This window comes from Clostridium sp. DSM 17811 (genome assembly GCF_018861905.1).
GTDB classification, from domain to species: Bacteria; Bacillota; Clostridia; order Clostridiales; family Clostridiaceae; genus Clostridium_AD; species Clostridium_AD frigoriphilum.
In genome coordinates this window covers 97,052-123,820 of sequence record NZ_JAHLDU010000006.1, presented here as the reverse complement: position 1 = coordinate 123,820, position 26,769 = coordinate 97,052, and the positions used below count along the sequence as shown (strand labels likewise).

General features: G+C 30.2%; 24 protein-coding genes. All 24 read left to right on the top strand.

Annotated features, from left to right (window positions below):
* Window positions 1-7 precede the first annotated feature (7 nt).
* On the top strand, window positions 8-1,018 hold the full coding sequence (locus tag KPL44_RS09895; RefSeq protein ID WP_216249273.1) for a CPBP family intramembrane glutamic endopeptidase: 1,011 nt from the start codon (window positions 8-10) through the stop codon (window positions 1,016-1,018).
* 21 nt (window positions 1,019-1,039) lie between these two features.
* Entirely contained in the window at window positions 1,040-2,032 is a 993-nt protein-coding gene (add, locus tag KPL44_RS09890; RefSeq protein WP_216249272.1) for an adenosine deaminase, read from the top strand.
* Between the two features lie 23 nt (window positions 2,033-2,055).
* A complete protein-coding gene (locus KPL44_RS09885) occupies window positions 2,056-2,631 on the top strand; it encodes a rhomboid family intramembrane serine protease (protein WP_216249269.1) in 576 nt (191 codons plus the stop codon).
* 272 nt (window positions 2,632-2,903) lie between these two features.
* Entirely contained in the window at window positions 2,904-4,310 is a 1,407-nt protein-coding gene (uxaC, locus tag KPL44_RS09880; RefSeq protein ID WP_216249266.1) for a glucuronate isomerase, read from the top strand.
* Window positions 4,311-4,507: 197 nt separating this feature from the next.
* Window positions 4,508-5,509 (top strand): LacI family DNA-binding transcriptional regulator, encoded by a 1,002-nt coding sequence (locus tag KPL44_RS09875; protein ID WP_216249261.1) that lies wholly within the window; start codon window positions 4,508-4,510, stop codon window positions 5,507-5,509.
* A gap of 97 nt (window positions 5,510-5,606) precedes the next feature.
* Window positions 5,607-7,223 carry a mannitol dehydrogenase family protein gene (locus KPL44_RS09870; protein ID WP_216249258.1) on the top strand — a complete coding sequence of 539 codons (1,617 nt, stop codon included), beginning with the start codon at window positions 5,607-5,609 and terminating at the stop codon, window positions 7,221-7,223.
* 188 nt (window positions 7,224-7,411) lie between these two features.
* The gene (locus KPL44_RS09865; protein ID WP_071612067.1) at window positions 7,412-8,056 is read left to right on the top strand and encodes a bifunctional 4-hydroxy-2-oxoglutarate aldolase/2-dehydro-3-deoxy-phosphogluconate aldolase; all 645 of its coding nucleotides are present in this window, start codon (window positions 7,412-7,414) and stop codon (window positions 8,054-8,056) included.
* A 107-nt stretch (window positions 8,057-8,163) separates the two neighbouring features.
* Complete coding sequence (locus KPL44_RS09860; protein WP_216249256.1) at window positions 8,164-9,186, top strand: sugar kinase; 1,023 nt, start codon at window positions 8,164-8,166, stop codon at window positions 9,184-9,186.
* 2 nt (window positions 9,187-9,188) lie between these two features.
* Window positions 9,189-10,136: a sugar kinase gene (locus KPL44_RS09855; RefSeq protein ID WP_216249252.1), complete on the top strand. Its 948-nt coding sequence runs from the start codon at window positions 9,189-9,191 to the stop codon at window positions 10,134-10,136.
* Between the two features lie 12 nt (window positions 10,137-10,148).
* Window positions 10,149-11,597: a tagaturonate reductase gene (locus KPL44_RS09850; protein ID WP_216249249.1), complete on the top strand. Its 1,449-nt coding sequence runs from the start codon at window positions 10,149-10,151 to the stop codon at window positions 11,595-11,597.
* Window positions 11,598-11,715: 118 nt separating this feature from the next.
* Window positions 11,716-13,203, top strand: a complete 1,488-nt coding sequence (locus KPL44_RS09845; protein WP_216249248.1) for a UxaA family hydrolase — start codon at window positions 11,716-11,718, stop codon at window positions 13,201-13,203.
* 120 nt (window positions 13,204-13,323) lie between these two features.
* The gene (locus tag KPL44_RS09840) at window positions 13,324-13,773 is read left to right on the top strand and encodes a YhcH/YjgK/YiaL family protein (protein WP_216249246.1); all 450 of its coding nucleotides are present in this window, start codon (window positions 13,324-13,326) and stop codon (window positions 13,771-13,773) included.
* Window positions 13,774-14,235: 462 nt separating this feature from the next.
* Window positions 14,236-15,576 carry a glycoside-pentoside-hexuronide (GPH):cation symporter gene (locus KPL44_RS09835; protein WP_216171304.1) on the top strand — a complete coding sequence of 447 codons (1,341 nt, stop codon included), beginning with the start codon at window positions 14,236-14,238 and terminating at the stop codon, window positions 15,574-15,576.
* Window positions 15,577-15,659: 83 nt separating this feature from the next.
* Complete coding sequence (locus KPL44_RS09830) at window positions 15,660-16,085, top strand: HIT family protein (RefSeq protein ID WP_216249244.1); 426 nt, start codon at window positions 15,660-15,662, stop codon at window positions 16,083-16,085.
* Between the two features lie 191 nt (window positions 16,086-16,276).
* Window positions 16,277-17,263 carry a LacI family DNA-binding transcriptional regulator gene (locus tag KPL44_RS09825; RefSeq protein ID WP_216249242.1) on the top strand — a complete coding sequence of 329 codons (987 nt, stop codon included), beginning with the start codon at window positions 16,277-16,279 and terminating at the stop codon, window positions 17,261-17,263.
* Window positions 17,264-17,329: 66 nt separating this feature from the next.
* Window positions 17,330-18,160 carry a 5-dehydro-4-deoxy-D-glucuronate isomerase gene (gene kduI, locus KPL44_RS09820; RefSeq protein ID WP_152751299.1) on the top strand — a complete coding sequence of 277 codons (831 nt, stop codon included), beginning with the start codon at window positions 17,330-17,332 and terminating at the stop codon, window positions 18,158-18,160.
* A gap of 171 nt (window positions 18,161-18,331) precedes the next feature.
* Window positions 18,332-19,843, top strand: coding sequence for a sensor histidine kinase (locus KPL44_RS09815; protein ID WP_216249241.1), 1,512 nt, complete (start codon window positions 18,332-18,334; stop codon window positions 19,841-19,843).
* Window positions 19,821-21,380, top strand: a complete 1,560-nt coding sequence (locus KPL44_RS09810; protein ID WP_216249239.1) for a response regulator — start codon at window positions 19,821-19,823, stop codon at window positions 21,378-21,380. The genes KPL44_RS09815 and KPL44_RS09810 overlap by 23 nt, the downstream gene beginning before the upstream one ends.
* 177 nt (window positions 21,381-21,557) lie before the next feature.
* Window positions 21,558-21,881, top strand: coding sequence for a cupin domain-containing protein (locus tag KPL44_RS09805; RefSeq protein WP_216107884.1), 324 nt, complete (start codon window positions 21,558-21,560; stop codon window positions 21,879-21,881).
* A gap of 171 nt (window positions 21,882-22,052) precedes the next feature.
* Window positions 22,053-23,084, top strand: a complete 1,032-nt coding sequence (locus KPL44_RS09800; RefSeq protein ID WP_216249238.1) for a TRAP transporter substrate-binding protein — start codon at window positions 22,053-22,055, stop codon at window positions 23,082-23,084.
* A 93-nt stretch (window positions 23,085-23,177) separates the two neighbouring features.
* On the top strand, window positions 23,178-23,657 hold the full coding sequence (locus KPL44_RS09795; RefSeq protein ID WP_216249234.1) for a TRAP transporter small permease: 480 nt from the start codon (window positions 23,178-23,180) through the stop codon (window positions 23,655-23,657).
* A gap of 15 nt (window positions 23,658-23,672) precedes the next feature.
* Window positions 23,673-24,965 (top strand): TRAP transporter large permease, encoded by a 1,293-nt coding sequence (locus KPL44_RS09790; protein ID WP_216249231.1) that lies wholly within the window; start codon window positions 23,673-23,675, stop codon window positions 24,963-24,965.
* 251 nt (window positions 24,966-25,216) lie between these two features.
* Window positions 25,217-26,209 (top strand): NADH:flavin oxidoreductase, encoded by a 993-nt coding sequence (locus tag KPL44_RS09785; RefSeq protein ID WP_216249226.1) that lies wholly within the window; start codon window positions 25,217-25,219, stop codon window positions 26,207-26,209.
* A 165-nt stretch (window positions 26,210-26,374) separates the two neighbouring features.
* Window positions 26,375-26,677, top strand: a complete 303-nt coding sequence (locus KPL44_RS09780; protein WP_071612078.1) for a hypothetical protein — start codon at window positions 26,375-26,377, stop codon at window positions 26,675-26,677.
* Window positions 26,678-26,769: the final 92 nt, after the last annotated feature.

The following is a 26,769-nucleotide window of genomic DNA, read 5'->3' as shown; positions in this document are numbered from 1 at the left end:
GAATCTTATGAAAAACAAAAAAATATTTTTAGCTAATTGCTTATTAGTATTAGCATTATTGTTATTTATTCTAGTGCCATTTTGGGTTAGTAAATTATTTGGATTAGTTCGTCCTATAAGCGAAAATGTTTCATTACTTCTTTCAGGTAGTGCTAGTGTTATAGTTTTTGGAGGAATTGCTTTATTATACTGTATAATTACTAAAAGAAAGTTTAAAAATGTAATGGTAATAAAGAAAATATCTATAAAGCAGATCTATCTAACTATATTTGTAGCGTTTGGTACTTACATTTTTGCTATGGGTATTAATTCTATAAGTTTCAAGTTATTTCCATTTGCAATAAAGGATGGTACGCAAATATCAAATTTATTAAGTGGAAGTACAATGTTACTCGGATTATTAGTTGTAGTTTTACTTCCAGCATTTTTTGAGGAAATATTCTTTCGAGGGATTTTTTTAGATGCTTATGATGGAGTAAATAAAAAAATAAAATATTTTATAATAACATCAATATTTGCAGCTTTCCATGGTAATGTAATGCAAATTATTTACGTGATGTTTTTAGGATTTATTTTATTAATGGTTAGGGAGTATACAGGATCAATAGTTGGTAGTATGACACTTCATGCAGCGAATAACGCAATATCATTTATTTTAAGTAAGGTATTAATGAATTATATGAACAATGGGATTGAGAGTAGTGCGTTAAAATCAGCACAGGAAGCTAATGTTAGCATCGCTTCAGTGTTACTTCAAGCCTCAATATTATTTTTGATGGGTGGCGCTATAATATATACAAACCTAAGAAAACTTAAAGAGTATAAAGATACTGATAGTAGAGTTAGAAGCGTAGAGCAAGAAGAAAATAATGATACTTTAAAATACGTAGTAAGAGATGGAAATTACATGGTAACAGATGGAGAAATAAGAGATGGGAAAGCCTCAAATTTAACAAAATATATACCACTAGCCATATACTTTGTTTCTATGGTTGTGCTTGTTGTAAATAAATATTAGATGATTAAGAAAGGGGATAATATGAAATATAAAGATTTACCAAAAATTGATTTGCATTGTCATTTAGATGGCAGTGTTAGGCCGGAAACGATAATTGACATAGCAAGAAGAGAGGATATAAAAATTCCGTATTATGATGTTTATAATATCACAAAAGAATTGACTGCTCCAGAGGAATGCAAGTCCCTCGATGAATATTTAAAAAGGTTTGTAATTCCTAATTTAGTAATGCAATCAAAAGAAAGCCTGAGAAGAATTACATTTGAACTTCTTGAGGATTGTGTTAAAGAAAATGTAAAATATATTGAAGTTAGGTTTGCACCATTACTTCATGTAAATAAGGGATTAACTATAAGTGATGTAATAGAGAGTGTAATATCTGGAATTAAAGACGCAGAAGAGAGATATGATATAAAGGGAAATGTAATACTTTGTTGCATGAGATTTATGTCTGCAGACAAAGCAGTTGAAGTTGTGGAGGCTGGTGCAAAATATATATCCAAAGGTGTAGTTGCTATAGATTTGTGTGGAGCTGAAGATTATGAATTTTGCAAAAAATTCATAGAGCCTATAAGACTCGCTAGAAAATATGGGTATAGAATAACTATTCATGCGGGTGAAACAGGAATAGGTAAAAATGTGCTTGAAGCAGTGGAACTTTTGGGAGCAGAAAGAATTGGTCATGGAGTATTTATTAAAGATTGTATTGAGGCTTATAATATTGTAAAAGACAAAAAAATAACTCTTGAAATGTGTCTAACAAGTAATATTCAAACTAAGGCTGTTGAGGAAGTATGTAACCACCCAATTTATAATTTTTATAATGATGGAATAAAAATCACAATAAACACTGACAATAGGACTGTATCAAACACAAATATGACTAAGGAATGCAAAGTTTTATTTACTGAATTTAACATTACTTTTAATGATTATAAACAAATATACCTTAATAGTGTAAATGCAGCTTTTGTTGACTTAGAAACAAAGGAAGTCTTAAGAAGTTATATTTAAGTATGAAAAATGGAGGATAAAAAATGCTTGCGAAACTAAAGAAAATACAGTATAATTCGCCAGTCATACTAACGTTTACGGGGTTAGCGCTTATAAGCTATTTATTAAGTTATTTAACAAATGGAATGCTTAATAAAATAATATTTTCAAACTACAGAACTTCTTTTTTGGATCCAATGCAATATATAAGACTGTTTTCCTATATATTGGGTCATGCTAATTGGGATCACTTTTCTGGTAATTTTATAATAATCCTAATAATAGGACCAATGCTCGAAGAAAAGTATGGTTCAAAAGTTTTGGTGCAGTTAATACTCGTAACAGCTTTAGTTACAGGTTTAATAAATACGATTTTCTCAAATGATGCACTTCTGGGGGCGAGTGGTATTGTTTATATGTTTATTATTTTAAGTTCATTTACCAATGCACAGAAGGGGAAAATTCCATTAACTTTAATTATTGTGTTTTTTGTATTCATCGGTAGAGAGATTTTTGCAGGAGCTTTTTCTCAGGATAATATATCTCAATTTGCACATATTATAGGTGGAATATGTGGAGCACTATTTGCATTTAAAATTGAGCATAAAAAACAAGTATAAAATAAAGGAAATAATATAGTTCATTAGATATTATCTATAATTATAGATAATATCTAATGCTGTTTTATGGAAAGAATTTAATTAGAGCACATAAAGGTACAATATCATATTAAAAAAATGCTAAAGATTAAATTATAATAAAGAGTTATTAAAAAAAAGATAACGATTTCACTATTGCATTATGAAAAAAATTAGATTATAATAAAGTCAGAAGGTTCGTTATTGTTAACGTGAACAAAAAATAAAATTTAATTGAGGAAAAGGTGAAGTATATGAAAAAATTTATGGATGAAAACTTTTTATTATCTAATGACACAGCGATAAGTTTGTATAATGATTATGCAAAAGATATGCCTATTATTGATTACCATTGTCATCTAAGTCCAAAAGAAATATATGATAACAAAAGATTTAAAAATATAACTGAAGCTTGGCTATACGGAGATCATTATAAATGGAGAGCTATGAGAAGTAATGGTATAGATGAAAAATACATTACTGGAAATGGTAGCGATCTTGAAAAATTTATGGCATGGGCTCAAACATTACCAATGGCTATAGGTAATCCCCTTTACCACTGGACACACTTAGAACTTCAAAGATATTTTGGAATACATGAGGTCCTAAACGAAAAAACAGCTCCAGCTATTTGGGAAAAGGTAAATATATTACTTAATGGAGAAGGATTTGGCGCAAGAGATTTGATCGAAAAGTCAAATGTTAAAGCTTTATGTACAACTGATGATCCAATAGATTCACTAGAGTATCATATAAAACTTAAAGAGGATACAAAATTTACTGTAAAGGTTTTACCAGCATTTAGACCTGATAAGGGACTTCAAATAAATAAAGATGCCTTCCTTCCATGGGTAAAAAAACTTGAAGAAGTATCTAAAATAAACATTAAAAATTATGGTGAATTCTTAAAAGCTCTAGAATCAAGAGTGAGATTTTTTAATGAAGTCGGATGTAGAATATCAGATCATGCAATGGATAGCATAACATATATGGAAGCTTCAAAAGAAGAAGTATCTGATATATTTGCGAAAATATTAAAGGGTGAGACTGCAAGTCCTGATGAAGAAAGTAAATACAGAACATTTACTCTACAATTTTTAGGTAAATTATATTCGCAGCTTAAATGGACAATGCAGCTTCATCTTGCAGCGCAAAGAAATAATAATACAAAAATGCTTAAACAGCTAGGACCAGATACTGGATTTGATTCTATTAACGATGAGCAAGTTGCTTATCCTTTATCAAGATTATTAGATTCATTAGAAAGCAGTAACTCATTGCCTAAGACAATACTATATACCTTAAATCCTAAAGACAATTATGTTTTAAGTACAATGCTTGGAAATTTCCAAGGAACTGAAGTTCCAGGAAAAATACAATTTGGCGCAGCTTGGTGGTTCTTAGATAATAAAGAGGGCATGATAGAACAAATGAAAGTGCTTGCTAATACTGGATTATTAAGCCGTTTTGTAGGAATGTTAACTGATTCAAGAAGTTTCTTATCTTATACAAGACATGAATACTTTAGAAGAATATTATGTAATTTAATTGGTGAATGGGTTGAAAATGGAGAATTCCCAGATGATAGAGAACTTTTAGGAAATATTGTTCAAGGAATATGTTATAACAATGCAAAACAATACTTTGGAATAGATTGTTAATTCAAATATAACATTGTTCTCTGTTAGCTATTTTTTAAACAAAAAGACTACAGGGGTATTTGACATAAGGTTAGTGCAACTTATATACTTTGAATATGGGAAGCGTTATAAACAATTAAGTAAATAATAAATGTTGAGTTAAATCGTTTCCTATATTCTTTTTAATAAGTATATATAGGTGCATAGGGGTGTTAATAATGGAAGTTACAATAAAAGACATAGCTAAAATTGCCAATGTTTCACATACTACTGTTTCAAGAGCGTTAAATAACAGTCCGTTTATAAGTGATCTGACTAAGGCTAAAATAATGACAATAGCAAAAGAACTTAATTATGTACCCAATTATAGTGCTAAAAGTTTGGTTTTAAATAGATCCTATAATATAGGACTTATTTTTACAACCATTAGTGAAGCAACTTCATCAAGGTTTTTTTATGAAACTATAAGTGGTGTTAATAGTGCTATAAAAGAAAGTTATAATCTAGTCGTTAGAGGAATTGATGATTATAAAGATTTCACTTCTGTTAACGGCAAAAGATTTGACGGTATAATACTTATGAGTCAAAGTAATAGCGATAATTCTTTTATATACTATTTAATGGAGAAAAAAATACCATTAGTAGTGCTTAACAGGTATATAGATGAAAGTTCTATAGTGAATATATTATCATCAGACAAAAAAGGTGTATATGAAGCTGTAAACTATCTAATACAAAATGGACATAAAGATATAGCTATAATTGAAGGTAAAAAGGGATTTAATTCTACTACAGAAAGAAAAAATGGATTTTTAGATGCATTAATTGAAAATAAAATACAAATAAATAGCAAATATATAGTTGAAGGAAATTATACTATTGGAAGTGGATATACGGCCATGAAAAAGTTACTCTGTTTAAGTGAAATTCCAACAGCGGTATTTTGCTCAAATGATGAAATGGCAATTGGGGCAATGAAGGCTACAGCTGAAGCGGGCCTTAATGTTCCAAATGATATTTCAATTATGGGGTTTGATGGAATGCAGCTAGGTGATTATTTAACACCAGCGTTAACTACTGTTAGAAGACCTATTATTGAAATAAGTAAGAGAGGTGCAGAAAAACTTTTATCTATTATAGAAAATAATACTGACGATGGTGAAAAAATATACATTAGTACAGAGCTTATTAAAAGGGATTCTGTTGCTAAATTAACATAGTACTCCTTTAAGCTGCAATTGAATTTAATATATGTTGCTAGCTATCATAAACAAATGTTACTCTAAAATGACTTAGTAGATATGAGGAGGTAACAAATTGAAACTTGAGCAAAATGAATTAAAGAATTTTGAGTTTTGGGAAGAAAATGATTTTGAATTACCTAAGTACGACATAGGTAAGATGATAAAACATACTAAAGAAAAGCCTGAATGGTTACATTTTGGAGCAGGAAATATATTTCGTGCTTTCCCGGCTGTCATTTGTCAAGAATTATTGAATAAAGGTATATTAAATACCGGTATAATAGTTGCTGAAGGATATGATTATGAAATAATTGAAAAAAGTTATAAAAAATTCGAGAATTTAAGTATCTTAGTAACTTTAAAAGCCGATGGAACATTAGAAAAAAAAGTAATTGGAAGTATTGCAGAATCATTATGTGTAGATAGAAACAATTTACACGATTTTAATAGATTAAAAGAAATATTTAAAGCTAAGACCTTAAAAATGGTTTCATTTACAATTACAGAAAAAGGATATAGCTTAAAAAATGGTAATGGAGAATTTTTAAAAGATGTTGATAACGATTTTGAAAATGAACCCACAAAAGCTACGAGCTATATTGGAAAGCTTACAGCATTATGTTACGAAAGATTTAAGAATGGAAGGTTGCCATTGACATTAGCAAGCATGGATAATTGTTCGCATAATGGTACAAAACTTGAAAATGCTATAATTACATTTGCAAAAAAATGGACAGAAAACAAGATTGTGGAATCTGGATTTTTAACTTATGTAACACAGAATTTATCTTATCCGTGGAGCATGATAGATAAAATAACCCCAAGACCTGCAGAGTCAGTTATAAAAATGCTGAGTGAGATTGGGATTGAGGATACAGAAGTAATTATGACTTCGAAAAATACATATATAGCGCCATTTGTTAATGCAGAGCAGCCACAGTATTTAGTTATCGAAGATAATTTTAAAAATGGTCGTCTTCCACTTGATAAAGCTGGCGTTATCTATGCAGATAAAGAAACTGTTGATAAAGTAGAAAAAATGAAAGTTTGTACTTGCTTAAATCCTCTTCATACGGCGCTTGCTATTTATGGATGTTTATTATCTTATAATAAAATATCAGATGAGATGAAAGATAATGAACTTGTAACATTAATAGAGAATATAGGATACGTGGAAGGATTGCCAGTTGTTGTGGACCCAGGTATTATGTCTCCTAAAGACTTTATAGATGAGGTGATGAAGGTACGGCTTCCAAATCCATTTATGCCAGATACACCACAAAGAATTGTTTGTGATACTTCTCAAAAATTAGGTATACGTTTTGGTGAGACCATTAAGGCTTATATTAATAATCCTGATTTAGATGCTAAAAATCTAACATTTATACCACTTGCTATAGCAGGATGGTGTCGTTATTTAATGGCTATAGATGACGCAGGAAATAGTTTTGAATTAAGTCCTGATCCTATGCTAAAATCATTAACAAATATAATAAAAAACATTAAAATGAGTGAAACTAAAAATGTTCATGAGTACCTACCATTGATTTTATCTAATGAATCAATTTTTGGTGTTAATTTATATGAAGTAGGACTAGGAGCAAAAATTGAAGATTACTTTAAAGAATTGAGTAGTGGTAAAGGTGCTGTTCGCCTTACATTAAAAAAATATTGTAACTCCAAAATATAGAATATTAAGTATGAGTTATAGTTGGTTTAAAAATGGAAAGCTCGAAAGTGAGCTGAAATAAATCTGTTGAGATACTGCATAAGATAGATTTAATTAAAGAATATTAGAATTTTTAAGAAAAATTGCTTGAGGTGTGTTATAATATGGTGAGATAGTATATTCAAAATATAAAATAAGAGGTGTAAATTATGGAAAGAATAAAAATAGTACAAAAATTAACAGAATATGGAATAGTAGCAGTTATTAGAGCAAACTCTAAAGAAGAAGGCGTAAAAATTGTAGATGCTGTTACAAAAGGCGGAATTAATGCAATTGAAGTTACAATGACAGTACCAGGTGCAATAGACGTAATAAAAGAATTAACTGAAATATATAAAGATAATGCAGAAGTACTTATTGGAGCAGGAACAGTACTAGATCCTGAAACTGCAAGAGCATGTATTTTAGCTGGAGCAAAATATATAGTAAGCCCAAGCTTAAATCCAGAAACTATAAAATTGTGTAATAGATATAGAGTTGCTGTTATGCCAGGAATTATGACAGTAAAAGAAGCTATCGAAGCACTAGAACTTGGAGTTGAAATAGTAAAAGTATTCCCAGGAAATGTTTTTGGACCACAAATAATAAGTTCTTTAAAGGGACCATTACCACAAGCTAACTTTATGCCAACAGGTGGAGTATCACTTGATAATGTTAAAGATTGGATAAAAGCAGGCGCAGTAGCAGTAGGAACTGGTGGAGATTTAACTCGTGGAGCTAAAACAGGAGATTACAAATTAGTAACTGAAACTGCTGTTAAATTTGTTGAAGCAGTTAAAAAAGCAAGAGCGTAGAAATAATTAGGTTACATATGAATAAACAAAATATAGATAGTAAATAAATATGATATTAACTACATGGCATACCTAGGGTATGCCATGAATTTATAGGAGGCAATAACATGGGAAAATTTATAACATTCGGGGAAATAATGCTTAGACTTGCACCAGCTGGTTTTGAAAGATTTGCACAAGCAAAAGAATTTGGAGCAGTTTATGGTGGTGGAGAAGCAAATGTTGCTGTTTCACTTGCAAACTACGGTAAGGATGCATACTTTGTAACAAAATTACCAAAACATGAAATAGGTCAAGCAGCAGTAAATGAACTTAGAAAATATGGCGTAAGTTCTAGTATGATTGTACGAGGTGGGGATAGAGTAGGTATTTATTATTGTGAAAAAGGAGCATCACAAAGACCTTCTAAAGTAATTTATGATAGAGCTTATTCAGCTATTGCAGAAGCAAAAAGAGAAGATTTTAATTGGAAAGAAATATTTAATGATGCGCAGTGGTTCCATTTTACAGGAATAACACCTGCTTTATCTGATGAATGTGCAGCTATAACACTAGATGCAGTAAAGGCAGCAAAAGAAGCTGGAGTTATGGTAAGTTGTGATTTGAATTTTAGAAAAAAACTTTGGAGCAGTGAAAAAGCTGGTAAAGTAATGGGAGAAATAGTTAAGTATTGTGATGTAGTTATAGCAAATGAAGAAGATGCAGAAAAAGTCTTTGGAATTAGTGCAGCAGGAACAGACATTACTGGTGGAACAATAAACGGTGAAGGTTATAAAGAAGTTGCAAGAAAACTTACAGATAGATTTAACTTAAAGTATGTTGCAATTACTCTTCGTGAAAGTTTTTCTGCTTCAGATAATGGTTGGTCTGCAATGTTATATAACGGAAAAGATTTTTATAGTTCAAAGAAATATAGAATGCATATAGTGGACAGAGTTGGCGGTGGAGATTCATTTGGTGCTGGTCTTATATATGGTTTAACATCAGGTTTAACAAATCAAGATGCTCTTGAATATGCAGTTGCGGCTTCTTGTCTTAAGCACACTGTAGAAGGAGATTTCAATCTTGTATCAAAAGATGAAGTAGAGACACTTATGAACGGTGATGCTTCTGGAAGGGTGCAAAGATAAATATGGATGTAGTTACTTTTGGAGAGTCTATGGTCTTATTTGGTCCAGATTCTTCGGGGCCATTAAGATATGTTCAGAATTTTAATAAATCTATAGCAGGTGCTGAGTCAAATGTTGCAATAGCACTTGCAAAACTTGGACATCAGGTTGGTTGGTTTTCAAAACTTGGAGACGACGAATTCGGAAGGTACATTCAAACTACAATAAGAGGAGAAGGCGTAGATGTATCCAGAGTAATTTTTGAGCCTGGTAAAAGCACAGGCATATTATTTAAGGAAAGATTTATGCATTCTAATCCTAATGTATATTATTATAGAAAAGGGTCGGCGGCAAGTACATTGAGGCCAGAGGAATTAGATGCAGCATATATTAAAAACACAAAAATACTTCACATTACGGGTATAACACCTGCACTTTCAGAGAGTTGCAAAAAAACTTTATTTAAGGCTATAGAAATTGCAAAAAGTAATAATGTTATGGTGTCTTTTGACCCTAATATTAGACTTAAATTATGGAACCAGGAAGAGGCAGTCCCAGTTTTACTTGAAATTGCAAAACAGTCAGATATAATCTTCCCTGGCATTGATGAAGGGGAAATGCTTCTTGGTCTTACAAAACCTGAAGATATTGCACAAGGTTTTATGAATATGGGATGTAATATTGTAGCTGTAAAACTTGGAAAAGAAGGCTGTTATGTAACCGATTCAGTAAATCAACTATATGTAAATTCATATATATGTGAAAATCCACAGGATACTGTTGGTGCTGGGGATGGGTTTGCAGCAGGTTTTCTTTCAGGGATGTTAAACAAATTAGATTTAAGAGGATGCGCAGAATATGCAAATGGAGTTGGAGCCATGGCGGTCCTCGTAAAGGGAGACATGGAAGGTTATCCAAATAATGAACAACTGATGGCATTTATTGGGAAGACTAAAACAATCGAAAGATAGGGAGGAATAAAAATGAATTTAAATAAAGAGTCATATAAGGAATATAAACAGTATCCTGAAAGAGTGCTTCAATTTGGAGAAGGAAATTTTTTAAGAGCTTTTGTTGATTGGCAAATTGATAAAATGAATAAAGAAGCAGGATTTAATGGTAGTGTAGTAGTAGTTCAACCTATTGAAAATGGTTTAGTAGATAAATTAAACGATCAAGATGGTCTATATACTTTATACTTACAAGGCATGAACGACGGTAAAGCGATTGCAGAGCATTCAGTAATTAATAGCATAAGCCGTGGTGTAAATCCTTATACACAGCATGCAGAATATATGAAGATTGCTGAAAACAAAGATTTAAGATTTGTATTCTCAAATACAACAGAAGCAGGAATTGCATATGATGAAAATGATAAGCTAGAAGACATTCCTCAAAAAAGTTTCCCAGGAAAATTAACAGCACTTTTATATAATAGATTTAAATTTTTTAATGGACAAAAGGATAAGGGATTAATAATGATTCCTTGTGAACTAATTGACAGAAATGGTGATAAACTTAAAGAAATAATTCTTAAGTATGCTAAACTTTGGAATTTAGAAGGAGAGTTTGCTCTTTGGATAAATGAAGCTAACACTTTTTGTTCAACACTTGTTGATAGAATAGTTCCAGGTTACCCAAGAGATACTATAAAAGAGATAACAGAGGAACTTGGATACGTGGATAATTTAGTTGTTGTTGGAGAGCATTTTCACCTTTTCATTATAGAAGGACCAAAATGGATTGAAAATGAATTTCCAGCAAGTAAAGCAGGCCTTAATGTTATGTTCGTTGAAGCAATGGCTCCATATAGAACAAGAAAAGTAAGAATACTCAATGGATCACATACATCACTTGTACCAGTATCATATCTTTACGGTTTAAATACTGTTGCAGAATCTGTTGACCATGAAGTAATTGGTAAATTTATTCGCGATACAATTTATGAAGAAATAATTCCAACATTAGATCTTCCTAAAGAAGAGTTATCATATTATGCAAAGGTTGTTCTTGAAAGATTTATGAACCCTTTTGTTAAACATTATTTAATGAGTATCTCTTTAAATTCAATGTCTAAATATGAAACAAGAGATTTACCTTCATTATTACAATTTGTAAAAGTAAAGAATGAATTACCAAAAAGATTAGTATTTTCTTTAGCTGCACTTATGGAATTTTATAAAGGCAAAAGAGGAGAAGAAATAATCAAATTATCTGATGATGTTGATGTTTTAGAACTTTATAAAACTCAGTGGGATAAATGTGATGGAAGTGAAGTAGCGTTAAGAAAGCTTGTAACTACAATACTTGCATACAAGAAAGTTTGGAAAATGGACTTAAATGAAGTTAAAGGCTTAACAGAAGCAGTAACACATAATTTATTAAACATTGAAAAAATTGGAATTAAAGAAGCTATTAAGGAAGTTCTTTAATAACATTTAGAAAATAAAGTCCCCTACTTTAATTAGTGGGGGATAAATACTATCTCCATCTAAAGTCGTTAATATTACAGCTACGAAGATGATATCTTATGAAAGTGAGGAAATGCTTATGAAAAATGTAATACAGATAAATGAAAATGATAATATAGTAGTTGTGCTAAAAGATTTATCAAAGGGTGAAGTTATATCCATAGGCAATAAAGAAGTAACGTTAAAAGAAGATGTTAAAAGAGGACATAAGATAGCTACCCAGGATATTAGTTTGGGTGGAAATATTATAAAATATGGATTTCCTATAGGGCATTCAATTGTTGATGTGTTTAAGGGAGAATGGGTTCATACTCATAATATAAAAACAAACCTAGATGGAATAAAGGAATATACCTTTAACCAAAAGCTTATAGAAAATAGTTATAAAAATAGAAATTTGACTTTTAATGGTTATAAAAGAGAAAATGGGAATGTAGGCATTAGAAATGAGCTTTGGATAGTTCCGACTGTTGGTTGTGTAAATGGTATAGCTGATAGAATTATCGATAGGTTTAAAGAAATGGTAGGTAATTTATCTATAGATAACGTTTTAGTATTAAAACATAATTATGGTTGCTCACAACTTGGTGAGGATCATATAAGTACAAGGACAATACTTGGTGATGCAGTTAAGCACCCCAATAATGGTGGAGTTTTAGTATTAGGACTTGGATGCGAAAATAATACTATGGTAGATTTTAAAAAATCTTTGGGTAAGTTTAATGAAAAAAGAGTAAAGTTTCTGATTTCTCAAGAAGTTTCTGATGAAATACAAGAAGGAGCTAATCTGCTTGTAGAACTTTATAAAAATATGATGACAGATAAGCGCGAAGTCTGTAGTTTATCTGAACTTAAAATAGGTTTGAAATGTGGAGGTTCTGATGGATTTTCAGGTATAACTGGTAACCCTCTTGTAGGAAGATTTTCGGATTTCCTTGTAGCTCAAGGTGGAACTACAGTTCTTACAGAAGTGCCTGAAATGTTTGGAGCAGAAACCCTTCTAATGGCTAGAGCGAAAAATGAAGAGGTATTTAATAAAACTGTTCATTTAATTAATGATTTTAAAGAATATTTTATGAAGTATGATCAACCGGTATATGAAAATCCTTCACCAGGAAATAAAGCGGGGGGAATAACTACCCTTGAAGATAAGTCTTTAGGTTGTACACAAAAAGCAGGTACTGCTACTGTGGTAGATGTGCTTAAATATGGAGAAACATTAAAAGAAAAAGGACTTAACTTATTAAGTGCTCCTGGTAATGATTTAGTGGCTGCTTCTGCACTAGCATCAGCTGGTTGTCAAATGGTTCTTTTCACAACAGGTAGAGGAACTCCCTTTGGAAGTTTTGTACCTACAATGAAGATTTCAACAAACACTCAAATATTTGAATTAAAACCTCACTGGATTGATTTTAATGCTGGAAGTCTAACTCAAGATAAGACTTTAGATGATTTGAATGAAGAATTTATAGTATATATAATTAAAGTAGCTAGTGGAGAACTTGTAAATAATGAAAAGAATAATTTTAGAGAACTTGCTATTTTTAAGAGTGGAGTTACATTATAAGTCTCCATAATTGCCGTTATTGTCGCCTGATATTATGACGATAATAACGGGATTAGTTTTTTGTTATTAATGTTAATGGATATAAGTAATTTTAAAAAAATAAATTTGGAGGAGTAATAAATGATAATTAATAAATTAAGTAATGCAGAGCAATATTATGGTATATCACAAAGAATTGAAAAGGGATTAAAATATCTTAAAGATACAGATTTAGCAAATCTTGAGATAGGTAAATATGAAATTGATGGAAAAAATATTATTGCAGTAGTTTCTGAATATGAAACAAAAGACATTGAGAAGGGCAAATGGGAAGCACACAAAAAACATATTGACATACAATTTGTAGTTTCAGGAAAAGAAAAAATAGGATATGCTTATATTAATGAAATGGAAGTAAGTAGCGAATATAATGAAGAAAAAGATGTTATTTTCCTTAAAGGTGAAGGAGATATGTTATTGGTGAATGAAGGTACATTTGCTATATTTGCACCAGAAGATGTCCATATGCCAACTATTAATGCTGGAAATAGAAATCATGTTAAAAAGGTAGTTGTAAAGATTTTAGTGTAGATTTTAGTTAAATATTGCAAATATCAATAGGAGGCACTATGATATTTGTAATATTTATTAAATGAAATCTAGAATATTAGGTTTGATTGTTAAAAAAACTACAATTTAAAAATAATTATGTTAACGATAACAATTTTTATTGATTTTTAAAAAAAATAAGGTTATAATTAAAAATAGGTAATTGTTAACGTTAACACAAAGTACATTTAATCTTGGGAATGGAGGTAAAATATAGAACTTATTGTAATTGATTAAGTCTATACATCACTGCTACTAATATTGTAATAAATATAAAAAAATGGTTTATGTATGGACTTATGTAAAAAGATGTTAACGTGTGCAAAAGTAATTTAAGAATAGCATTTATTGTTTTATTTTGTGAATATAAATCATAACTAAAGAAATAATAATTGAAATGAACTTTTCGAAGAATATAATTTTAATTAACAGAAGGAGCATAAAATGAAAAAATTAACTTTAAAAGAAAAAATTTCATATGGATTTGGTGATATGGGAAATGGATTTATGTTTGACATGGGTCAATTGTATCTACTTAAGTTTTTTACAGATATTGCAGGAATTCCAGCAGCTGTTGCAGGAGGCGTCTTTTTATTTACAAAATTATTTGATGCAATAGTTGATCCATTAGCTGGAACTTTTATTGATTCAAGAAAAGGAAAACCTGGTGCAGGAAAGTATAGACAGATCATGCTTTTAGCCAGTATAATCCTTGCAATTATATCCGTATTTGTGTTTTTAGCACCTAATTTTTCACTTGAAGGTAAAATAATATACGCATATGGATCATATATGGCTTGGGGTGTTGCATACTCATTTACAAATATTCCTTATGGAACACTTGCGGCTACTATGACCCAAGATCCTCAAGAAAGAACATCACTTGCATCTTTTAGGCAATTAGGTAGTACTATGGCTTTGTTAATATCAACGGTAGTCGTAGTACCTCTTGTTGCAAAATTTAATAATCCAAACTTAGGATGGCCAGTTGCCATTGGTATTATGGCACTGTTTGGTATAGGTGCATTTTATGTAACATTTAGAAACTGTAGAGAAAATATACCAGTAGCTAAAGTAGAAACTCAAAAAATAGATTTTAAAGATATAGTAAAAACAATATTTACAAACAGACCACTACTTGTACTAATTTTAATGACAATATTCTCAATTTCAGCCTTTAACCTTAGATCAGCAATGTTATTATATTTTTGCCAGTATAATCTTGGTAACAAGGGATTAATGGCTTATGTAGGATTTGTTGCTATAGGTTGTTCATTGCTAGGGGTTGTGGCTATGCCCATATTATCAAAGAGATTTGGCAAGAAAAATACAGTTATAATCGGGTTCGCAATAAGTATTATTGCTGATTTAATAAACTTTATGATTCCACTACATTTAGTTACATTTATAATACTTCAAAGTATTGCATATTTCGGACTAAGTATTCCTAATGGAATGACTTGGGCATTAGTTTCTGATGCTATTGATTATGGTGAATGGAAAACTGGAGAAAAAAGAGGAGCTATAACTTATTCCGTATTTAATTTTTCAAGAAAAATAGCTCAGTCAGTAGCTGGATTTGCCGCTGGAATTGGTTTATCATTAACAGGATATATACCAAAGGTAGCACAAACAGCAGGTGCATTATTTGGTATAAAGGGATTACTTCTATTGTATCCAGCTTTTGCTCTTGGAATTGCAATACTTGTAATCAGTACATTATATAATTTAACAGATAAAAAATATCTTGAAATAGCAAGTGACCTTAGGAAAAGAAACTCATAGAAATAAATGGATGAAAACTATTACAAAGTATGAATTTAATGTTACAATTATATTAAGATGTTAAAAAAAAGGGGAGATTTAATATGAACTTTGATAATGATTGTTTTTATTGTGTTAAGGATGCGAGACTTACAAATTTAATGATTGAGGTATGTAAGCTTGAGGCTTCAACATTATATTTATTTAAAGAACAGACTTATAAGGGGAGATGTGTTGTAGCATATAATGGTCATAAAAGTGAAATCTTCAATCTAACTGACGAGGAACGCTCAAAATTCATGGGTGATGTGTCAAGAGTGGCCGGAGCTTTAAACAAAGCATTTTCACCTGATAAAATTAACTATGGTGCTTATGCTGATACCATGACGCATCTTCATTTCCATATAGTTCCTAAATATAAAGGTGGACCTTCTTTTGGAGGAACATTTGAAATGTCACCGAGTGACAAAGTGCTTCTTAAAGATGAAGAATATAATTTATTAATAAACAAAATCAAAGAAAATTTATAGATTACAGTATATAAATAGAAAACTTTATTTAGAAAGGACAGGCCTATTGGGGTCTGTTTTTTTTGAGCTTAAATGTTGTAATACATATTAACTAATGGTATAGTGTTAATAAGCCGTTAACGTTAACGGTAAATGATAATTTAACGACATTTCAGCGACACAGGAGATGATTTAATGGTTAGGAGGAAAATATGGTAGGCATAAAGGATATAGCAATAGAATGTAATGTTTCTGCAACTACCGTATCCAGGGCATTAAATAATAGCAAAGAGATATCTAAAAAAACAAGGGAGCTTATACTAAAGACTTGTGAAGAAAAGGGATACATACCTAATTCAACGGCTAGAAGTCTTATTCTAAATAAGACTAATATGATTGGACTTTTAATACCAGATATAACTAATCAATATTATGCATATGTGAGTAAAGGGGTTAGTTCATATTTAGAAAAAATAGGTTATGGACTTGTGCTCTGCAATAGTGATAGGAATAAAGACAATGAAAATAGGTATATTGATTTTTTAGCACAGAAAAGAGTTGATGGGATAATACTTATTCCTGTAAAGCCCAAAGCAAGTGATTATAAAAAAATTATAGCAAATGTTCCTTTAGTAATGGCAGATAATTATGTAAGGGATTTAGAAGTAAGTTATGTGGGTAATGATAATTATGTTGGTGCTAGAAAAATAGTTTCTCATATGTTAAGTCAAGGGTATAGAAAGATTGGAGTAATACTTGGTGATGAATCATCTACTGCAAGTAACGAGAGATTAAAAGGCTATAAAGATATATTAACTGAGAATAATATAGAAGTTAATAATGATATTTTATTAAACAGTAGTGCAAATTTTGAAGATGGGTTTAGACTAGCGCAAATCCTTATAAATAAAAAGGTGGATGCTATTTTTACTATAAATGATTCTGTAGCAATGGGAGTTATGAAGTATGCTCACATGAATAATATTCTAATACCAAAAGATATTGGTATCGCAGGGTATGACGATATTGAACAAGCGTCAATGTTAACGGTTCCGCTAACAACAGTTCATCAAAAAAAGTTTGAACTTGGCCAAATCGCAGCAAAAATTTTAATCGAAGAAATTAATAATCATAAGACTCTAAAACAAACAATTATATTACAACCTGAGCTTGTTATAAGAAAATCGTGTAATGAATAAACTAGAAATAATTAAATTGGTAGTCTAAGTAATAAAAATATAAAATTAATATTAGGAGGAATTGTAATGGAAATTAGATATGCAAGTCATGATGAAGATGCAAAAAGTTATGATACTACACAATTAAGGAAACATTTTTTAATCGAGGATTTATTTGTGCCGGGTGAAATAAAGATGGTTTATAGCCATATAGATAGAATAATAGTAGCGGGTATAGTGCCAACAAATAAGGCTCTTGTTTTAGAAGGAAGTAAAGCTTTAGGTTGTGATTATTTTCTTCAAAGACGTGAACTTGGAGTAATTAATATCGGTGGAGCTGGAACAGTTACTTTAGATGGTGAAAAACATGAACTAGGAGCTAGAGACGGACTTTATGTTGGTCTAGGAATTAAAGAAATTAGTTTTACAAGTGTCGACGCTAAAAATCCAGCTAAATTTTATATGAATAGTGCCACAGCACATAAAAACTATCCTACAGTAGAAATTAGTTTAGAAAAGGCTAATAAGGTCCAAGCTGGCAGTGATGAAGAATGTAATAAAAGAGTAATAAATCAATATGTTCATCCAGCAGTTTGCAAAAGCTGTCAATTAGTTATGGGAATGACAATACTTAATCCAGGTAGTGTATGGAATACGATGCCTTGTCATACTCATGATAGACGTATGGAAGTATATTTATATTTCGATATGGATGCAGATAATGTTGTGTTCCATCTCATGGGAACTCCACAAGAGACTAGACATATTGTTATGAAAAATGAACAAGCCGTTATATCTCCAAGCTGGTCTATACACTCAGGTGTTGGAACAAAAAATTATACTTTCATTTGGGGTATGGTTGGAGAAAATCAGGAATTTACAGATATGGATGCAGTTTTAACTAAAGATATAAAATAATTTAACAATAAATATTAAAAGTGATACATTGAATTTAAATTCATATGTATCGCTTTTTTTATTATGAGAATTATTAGACTGTATAAGAATTAGATAGTATAATAAAGCATGATGATGTTACATTTTATACCTTATACATAAAAATTATTAGTTGTTTTAAAGGAGCTTAAAATGAAATTAAATAAGGTAACTAGTGAAAGGTCAATAGGAGGAAAAGTTTTTAATAATTTTATACTTATTATATTACTAATGAGTATTGGTTTTGTTTTTTCTTTGTATGAAAAAAAAATAACTTCTAAGAATTACGATGATTATACAAATATAAATATTAAATTAAGCACACTTTCACTAGAATTTAGTAATAGTTGGGGTTATTTTGATATGTTTATAAAAACAAAGGATGATAGCAATATTCGAAAATATACTGACTCGAATAATAAAATAAAGAATTTATTGATTGAAATTCAACCCTACATTGAAAAAGATGAAAACAGCAGCATTTATTTAAGAAATTTAAATAATATGTATGATATTTATAAGACTGAGTCTTATCATTTAATGAGTAAGGTTATAAATTTAGAAAGGTTGGATCCAAGAAGTTATGATAAATTAACTGAAATAAAGACTTTGTTTACTTATATAACTAAACATTCTGAGTCATTACTAGTGTCATATATGCATTATAGTAATAATGAGTATTCTACTTCCGTGCAAAAGTACAATAATACAGAGAGGGGAATTTATACTGCATTAATATTTATTATATTAGTTAGTTTTGCTTTCACTATGATGGTAAGCCGAGATTTGAACAATACGATAGGTAAACTTAGGTCCTATGCGGAACTTTTAACGGAGGCAAAATGGGGGATACCAGATCTTAAAGATCAAAAATATGAAGAGCTAAATAGTCTCGCTAGGGCTTTTGATAAGATGAAATACAGTATTCGCGAATTTATTAAGGAGTTAAATGAAAAAGCTGAAATTGAAAATAGTTACCATGCGGAGAAACTTAAAAATACGCAGAAGGACAAATTAATTAAAGAAACACAATTGTCAGCATTGCAATCACAGATGGATCCACATTTTTTATTCAACACTTTAAATACTATTGGTAGAGTAGCAATGTTTGAGGATGCAGATCAAACTGTTAAACTAATAGAAGCTACTTCAAAAATATTGAGATACAATTTGGATTGTAAGGATAAGATGGTAGAATTAAAGGAAGAAATTCGTATGGTTAAAGCCTATGTTATTATACAAGAAACTAGGTTTCAAGATCAAATGAGTTTTATATTTAATATCGATGAGACTTTGGATACTGTTAAAGTACCACCGATGCTTATACAACCTATTGTTGAAAATGCAATAATCCATGGATTAAGAGAAAAAGATAAGGGCGGAATAATATATATTACGGTAGTAAAAGATAAAAATAATTTTATTTCTATAAGTATTAAGGATAATGGTGTTGGGATGGATAATGAAAAAATTGATATAATACTAAGTGATATAAAAAATAAATCAACTGGACTCGGAGTTTTTAATGTAAAAAAAAGGTTAGAACTCTATTTTAATAGGAGTGATTTATTTAAGATAGAAAGTGAAAGAGGAGAAGGGACAAGGGTAATGATTTCTATTCCTATTGATGGGGGTGAAGATATTGATAAAACTTTTAATTGCTGAAGATGAGGCTTTAGAAAGAAAGGCTCTTCGATTTCTGCTAAAAAAATATTTTTCACAAAGTATTGAGGTTGTTGGTGAGGCAAATAATGGGAGAGATGCGGTGGATATTGCACTTTTACTAAAACCTCATATTATATTAATGGATATTCATATGCCAATAATGGAGGGGCTCGAAGCCTGTAGCATTATTAAAGAGAATTATTCGCAAACTGAATTTATAATACTTACCGCTTTTAATTATTTTGATTATGCGAAGAAGGCAATACATATTGGAGTAAGCGATTACTTATTAAAGCCTTTTTCTAATGATGAATTTGTAAACTCGCTAAACAAGGTAATTAGTAAAATTAACACTAAAAATTTAATGGAAAATAAAAACAATCAATTAAAGGAAACTTATGAGAAAATTTCTCCTTATGTTGAAAAGCAAATGATTGAAAATATAGCTTATGGGGTGACATTAACTGAGGATCAATTTAATGAATATAGGAATATTTTTGAAATTGATAGTGCAAGGTTTTGTTGTTTAATATTTAATTTAAATGAAAAAAAATTGTTTGATGAGAGTATCATTGTTGTAATAAAAAATAGATTAAACATATTATTTCCAAGTATTGTAGGGGGGTTATGTTTAAATGATATTATATTATTTGTTTTTGATGAATCTGTTGGGAGTAAAGTCCTAAGTAGAGAATTTAAAAATTTGTTAAATGATTTGCGTGTGGAGTTTAAATTAAACTATGATATAACGGTATCTATAGGTACTTCTGCTGTTAATGATGGCCTTAATCAATTATATCTCGCTTATAAAGAAGCTAAGAGATGTTCTGAAAATGTAGGGTTAGATACACGACTTGGTAGTGAATTGCAAACCAATATTAGCACAGTAGGCAATGTAAATGAAGTTAATAATATTCTAAGTGGAAAAGTAATAAAGGAAGATTTAAATGGAGTAATAACTGAATTGGACACCATTTTAAGCGATTTATTGAGCATAGATGGTAGCTCTAATCTTGTGGTTTTAAAAAAAATGCTTTTACATATTATAGATAGTGTTATTGAGGATATAAATAAATTCACGGGAAAAGACTTCAAAGATTTTAGTAAGGATAAAGTCCTTGAAGAACTTATTAACTTGAAAAAAATTTCAGAATTAAAGAATTGTGTAAGTCTAGTACTAAAGGATCTTATAACTTACATATCGAGCTACAAAAGAAGTAAAAATATTGACGTGGTTGAAAAAGTTAAAGAATATATAGAAAACAATTATATGAATGATGTTAGTTTAGATAATTTAGCTCACTATATATCTATGAGTAGCTTTTATTTAAGTAGAATCTTTTCTAAGGTGGAAGGCACAAATATTAAGGAATATATAATTAAAATTAGAATGGAAAAGGCAAAGAGTATGCTAATAGAAGGAAAAAAATCAGTAAAACAAATTTCATTTGAGGTTGGATATTTAGATCAAAATTATTTTAGTAAAGCGTTTAAGAAATATACTAATATATCGCCTAAGGAGTACTGCAATTTATAACATAGAAAATATAAAAGTATACATTTGTAAATTTAAAGTTAAAAATCTCAAATATTAAATTGCATAACTTAAATAAATAAGTTAAGATAATCACAAGTAAGTACAATAATTTAAATAGATAATGGTAACGATTAACAATCGTTATATTCCCAAAATAATAATAAGGAGGAATTGAATATGATAGTAAGAAATGATGATGTTAAACTTGAGGATTTAGGTAAGGGTGTATCTCGCAAGATACTAGCACAAGTAAGCAATATAATGATGGTTGAGGTGAATTTTACAAAAGGTTCAATTGGAGAAATTCATTCACACGTACATGAACAAATTAGTTATATTTTAAAAGGAAGCTTTGAGTTAAACATCGATGGTAAAAAGGAAATAGTAAAAACTGGTGATACTTATTATATTAAGCCAAATGCTTTACATGGTGTTTTAGCATTAGAGGATGCAACTATATTAGATGTTTTTACACCTCGTAGAGAAGATTTTCTAAAATAAGTAGAATATAATATATTCCCTCATCGTCATGTATTTTAACATGATGATGAGGGAATTTTTTTAATATGACAATCGATTACATACAATCGCAAGTTATTCTTCTAGTAAAGGTTTTCATTAAATAGTATTATAGAAATATAAACAAGAAAGATTCTTAGGGGGGCAAAAATAATGAATAAAAAGAAATTTATCGCAATATTTTCATGTCTTGTACTAACTGTAGGTGTACTAGCTGGTTGTGGAACTAAAACACCAACTGCTACAAAGGATGCTGGCAAAACAGCAACTAAATCAGTTACTTTAAGATTATCAGATAATCAACCTGCAGGATATCCAACAATAATAGGAGATCAAGCATTTGCTAAAGAAGTAGAAGCTAAAACAAATGGCAGAATAAAAATAAAAGTATTTTTAGGTTCACAACTTGGAGATGAAAAAAGTACTATAGAACAACTTCAATTCGGTGGTATTGATGCGATACGTATAGGAGCTGCACCACTAGCTGAGTTTAATAAACAAATAGGCGCTTTAATTCTTCCTTATCTTTATAAGGATAAAGATCAAATGTTTAGAGTTTTAGAAGGACCAGTAGGAGAGAAAATGTTTGCTAGTTTATCAGCAGATAGCAAAATTGTAGGACTTAGTTGGGTAGATTCTGGAGCAAGAAATTTTTATAACACAAAGAAAGATATAAAAACTCCAGCTGACTTAAAAGGTTTAAAGATTAGAGTACAAGAAAGTAAACCTATGATGGATATGGTTAAGGCATTAGGCGCATCTTCTACTCCAATGGCTTATGGTGATGTATATAGTGCATTACAAACTGGTGTAGTTGATGGAGCAGAAAACAATTGGCCAAGTTATTTATCATCTAATCATTATCAAGTAGCAAAACATATCACTATTGATGAACATACAAGAGTTCCAGAAATGATAGCATTTAGTAAAATATCATGGGACAAAATATCAGCAGATGATCAAAAAATAGTAAAAGCAGCAGCTATAGTTGGTGCAAATGTAGAACGAGTTGAATGGCTTAAACAGTCTGATGCAGCTCAAGCTACAATAGTTAAAAAGGGTGGAGTTACAATTACTAAACTAACTTCTGATGAACAGGTATTATTCCAAAAAGCAGTTAAACCTATGTATGCTGCACATCCAGAATGGAAAGAAACAATTGATGCAATACTTGCAACAAAATAATTAAGATTTAATAATAGGAATCTGCTTTATGAAATATTTTATATAGATAAAGCAGGTTCCTTCACTTTATAAAAATAAAGGAGTGAAATAGAATTGAGTATATTTAAAAAGATATTAAATAAAATAGACAAGGCTATAGAATATATATGTATGGCAACATTAGTAATTTTAGTTTGTATAGTTTTCTATCAAGTATTTACAAGATATATACTTGGATTTACCCCTCGTTGGTCCGAGGAAACGGCTGTAATATTAATGATATGGTTAGGATTTATTACGACTGCAATTGGAGTGAAGGAAGGCACACATTTGAGCATTAGTGCTTTAGTTAACTTATTTCCTAAAATAGCACAGAAGGTAATATTTTATTTTGATGAATTAGCAGTAATGATTTTTGGAATAATTCTATTTATTTATGGTAAGGACTTAACTATGAGTACGATGGGTTCTACACTTCCAGCAACACAACTTCCTTCAGGTGTTTTATATGCAGTGTTACCTGTTGCAGGAATTATGATAGTTTTTTATACAATAATAAGAATTTTAAATTTAATAACAGATAAACAAAATTAGATTTGGAGGTAGATTATGGATACTAATACAATAGCGATTATTATTTTACTTGGAGTATTCTTTGGATTACTTCTAGTAAAAGTACCAATCACTTTCTCATTAGGATTGTCAGCGGTTACAACGGCTATATTTTTGCAAATTCCATTAATGTCGATTGTGCAGCAAATAGCAAAAGGAATTAGCTCCTTCTCATTAATTACTATTCCTTTCTTTATACTTGCAGGAGAGATTATGGGGCAAGGAGGTATATCGACTCGGCTTGTTAATTTTTCAAGAGTAATAGTCGGAAGAATAAGAGGTGGACTAGCAATGGTAGATGTTCTTGCTTGTTTATTCTTTGGAGGGCTTTCTGGTTCATCAGTAGCAGATACAACATCGATTGGATCTATTATGATTCCTATGATGGAAAAAGAAGGTTATGATAAAGACTTTGCAGTTTGTGTAACAGTAGCATCAGCAACGCAAGGAGTACTTGTGCCTCCTAGTCATAATCTAATTCTTTTTTCACTAGCAGCTGGAGGAGTATCAATAAGCAGTCTATTCTTAGCTGGTATTGTGCCAGGGATTTTCCTTGGATTATCAGTAATGGTATTTAGTTATTTTATGGCTTTGAAAAGAAAATATCCAGTAAGTGAAAAAATACCTTTTAAGCAAAAACTTTATATGTTAAAGGATGGTATTCTTGGACTGTTCACAGCAGTAATTATTATGGGTGGTATTATGACGGGTATTTGTACTGCTACAGAATCAGCAGCTCTTGCAACAGTTTATGCCTTTATTATTACATTCTTTGTATATAAAGATGTCCCATTATCTAGAATGGGATCCATACTTAGAAAATCATTAAAAACTATATCAATGGTTATGGGACTTATAGCAGCATCAGCAGCTTTTGGTTGGATGATTGCAATGGTTCAATTACCAGAACTTGTAACAAATGCATTAATAGCAGTATCAGACAACAGGGTAGTAATATTTTTACTTATAAATCTCATATTACTTGGACTAGGTATGATAATGGATATGGCTCCATTAATTCTTATTGCTACACCAATATTATTACCAGTAGTAGTGAAGTTTGGTATGGATCCTATTCAGTTTGGAATTGTTTTAATGTTAAATCTTGGTATAGGGTTACTTACACCACCAGTTGGTTCAACATTATTCGTAGGTTGTTCTATAGGAAATATATCTATAGAAAAAGTTACAAAAGCATTATTTCCATTCTATGGTGTAATGATTGCTGTACTATTAGTATTAACTTTTGTTCCAGGATTGTCATTAATGCTTCCTCATATGTTTAGTTAAGTTTAATGGCTTTTATCAGAAGGAAAAAATGATAAATAAAATATAAATTAAAACTAAATCCCTATAGTTACTTAAGTTTAAGTAACTATAGGGATTATATGTTTTGGAGTATGACCATAATAATTTATAAATATGTGAATAAATTAGTAACTTTATAAAATCGCATAGAATTTAAGATTGATAAGGATTATAGTAAAATGATATAGATTAATAAAAAATACAAAAATAATAAACTATATGGAGGTTATTAAATGTCATATTTGCTTAAGTCTTTAGAAAATTGTAAGTTAACATTAAACAATAGATTGGTTATGCCACCAATGGCTACGTCGAAATCAGATCAGAATGGAAAGGTAAGTAAAGATATATTAGATTATTATGATGAAAAATCTAGAGGTGGATATATCTCTCTTATTATTATTGAACATAGTTTTATAACACTCGCAGGAAAGGCTAGCGAAAGACAACTTTCTATTGCAGAGGATAGTACAATTGAAAGTCTAAAGGAATTATCTAACATTATTCATAGAAATGGATCTAAAACAGTAATGCAAATTAATCATGCTGGAAGTTCAACAAATAAAGAAATTACAGGGCTTAATCCAGTAGGCCCATCAGCTATTATAAATCCGAATTCAAGTATTGTACCAGATGAGCTTTCAATAAAGGAAATTAAAAATATAATCTTAGAATTTAAAAATGCTGCAAGGCGTGTTAAGGAATCTGGATTTGATGGTGTAGAGATTCATTCTGCACATGGATATCTTCTAAACCAATTTTTCTCTCCTTTAACTAACAAGAGAAATGACGAATATGGTGGAGATTTACTAGGTAGAATTAAAATTCATTTAGATATTATTAAAGCAGTACGTGATGTTGTTGGGGATGATTTCCCAATTCTTCTAAGACTCGGTGCTAGTGATAATATGGAGGGCGGTATTACAATTGAAGATAGCAAAATCGCTGCGGTAGCTTTTGAAAAGGCAGGTGTAGATATTCTTGATATTTCTGGAGGCTTTTGTAGATTTATTATTCCAGGTAATACTAGTCAAGGGTATTTTTCACCGTTATCGCAATCTATAAAGGAAGTTGTAGCTATTCCAGTTCTACTTACTGGTGGAATTACAAAGGTAGAAGCTGCAGAAAGTCTTTTGTCTTCGAGGAAGGCTGATCTTATTGGTGTAGCTAGGGCTATATATAAAGATTCTAAGTGGGCCCAAAAGGCCATAGAAAGCTTTAAATAGAATTTTTAAAACAAACAAATTAGTCTCTCGTATATAAATAACGGTTATTTAAGCTAAATTATGGTATAATATAAGGTGAATAGAAATCGTGCATGTATGGATAAAATAAACGAGAAACTTTTATTTGTATGTTTCCTGGATGCTTAAGAAGGAAGGAAAATAAAGATGATAATGCTTCAGAAAATATATAAACTTTGTGAATGTTTTGAAAAACAAGATAGAAAAACAGGTATTATGAAATTAATAAATAAGGGCTATAGTGAGAGTACCTCAATTAAATATTATAATATATGGAGAAGACATTATATGGATTCGAATAGTAAAGATCTTATGGTTTCAGGTATTTACATAGAAACTCGCAGAGAAAGAAAACTTCTAGAAGAGTGCACATTTTTGGAACGTCAAAGATATCTTGAAGCACTAAGTAAAGAGCAACTTATTAAGATAACACAAGCAGTTCTTAAATAATATAAAAGAATATCTATGAAACATTAAAAATATAACAGATAATTCTTAAAATAGACTAAGATATGGTCACTATAGTAAATTGAAGCATCGAC